Annotated in this window: 2 pseudogenes; both read right to left on the bottom strand. The window is 74.7% G+C overall.

The annotated features are described in order from the left end of the window. A pseudogene (locus tag GJ633_RS16660) lies at window positions 1–346 on the bottom strand (diaminopimelate epimerase); the annotation flags it as partial. Then, window positions 343–1,364 (bottom strand): annotated as a pseudogene (locus GJ633_RS16665) (diaminopimelate decarboxylase family protein); the annotation flags it as partial. The pseudogenes GJ633_RS16660 and GJ633_RS16665, both read right to left, overlap by 4 nt.

The raw sequence follows: 1,364 nt of genomic DNA on the forward strand, positions 1-1,364 counted from the left end.
GTCGCCCCGTCCGGTCGTGCGCCCAGCGGGCGACGACCCGCGCGCCGTTGCCGCACATCGACGCCGTCGAGCCGTCGGGCTGGACGAGCGTCATCACGACGCGGGTCGGGTTGAACGCCTCCTGGATGCTCAAAAAGAGGACGCCGTCGGCGCCCGGGCGTCCGGTCGCGCTCGCCGGGACCCCCCCGTTACCGGCCGCGACCTCGGCGGTTACGCCGCTCTCGCGGTCGCAGTGGGCGCGCGCGAACGCCGCGCGGTCGCCGACGGTGTGGGCGTCCGCGTCGACGACGAGGAAGTCGTTGCCCGTCCCGTGGTACTTCTCGACGGGGACGGCGTGCGTGCTCATCGGTCCACCTCCGGCCCGTCGGCGTCGCCGGGTCCGTCGACGTCGCCGGTCCCCTGCGCCTCCCGCTCGACCGTCGTGAGGTCGGCGAGGGTCTCCCGGCGGCGGACGAGTCGAGCCGTGCCGTCGTCGAGCGCGACCTCGGCGGGGCGCGGTCGCGAGTTGTACTGGTTCGCCATCTCGTATCCGTAGGCGCCCGCGATCCCGACCGCGAGCAGATCGCCCCGCGCGGGGTCGGAGAGCGGGCGCTCCGTGGCGAAGCTATCGCCCGTCTCACAGATAGGTCCGGCGACCGTGACAGGGGTTGCGACCGGTCGGCGGGGTCGGGCGCGTCCTCGCCGTCGTCGTCGCGTCCGCCGCCGAGGTTGCGGATCGGGTGGTACGCGCCGTACATCGCCGGGCGGAGCAGGTCGGTCATGCCGGCGTCGACGCCGACCACGCGCTCGTCCGGCGTCGGCTTGACGGTGTTCACCCGCGTCAGGAGCACGCCCGCGTCGGCGACGACGTACCGGCCGGGCTCGTCGCGAGGTCGACGTCCGCGGGCAGCGGCGCGATCGCTTCGCGCGTCGCCGCGGCGACGGCGTCGAGGTCGAGCGGCGGCGCGTCCTCCTCGTAGGGGACGCCGAACCCGCCGCCGACGTCGACGTACTCCAGGTCGAGCGGGGCAGTTCCGGCGTCTTCCGGGTCGGCCAGTGTTCGCGCCAGTTCCCCCATCCGGGCGACCAGTTCGCGGTGGCTGTCCAGCTGGTCGGCGTCGATCCCGGAGCCCGCGTGCGCGTGGACCCCGACCACGTCGAATCGCTCCGCGGCCTCGCGGGTGATGCTCGCGGCGCGGCCGTAGGGGACGCCGAACTTCGCCGCGCCGCCGGTCGTGACCTTCTCGTGGTGGCCGGCGCCGACGCCGGGGTTCACGCGGAGACAGACCCGGCCGTCGTAGCCGCGGTCGCCAGCCGGTCGAGGGTGTCGAGCCGCGACCCGGCCGTGAATTGTTAGATCGGGCTCCGGCCTCGGCGACGCCGAC

Source organism: Halorubrum sp. CBA1125, assembly GCF_009742825.1.
Classification (GTDB): Archaea; Halobacteriota; Halobacteria; order Halobacteriales; family Haloferacaceae; genus Halorubrum.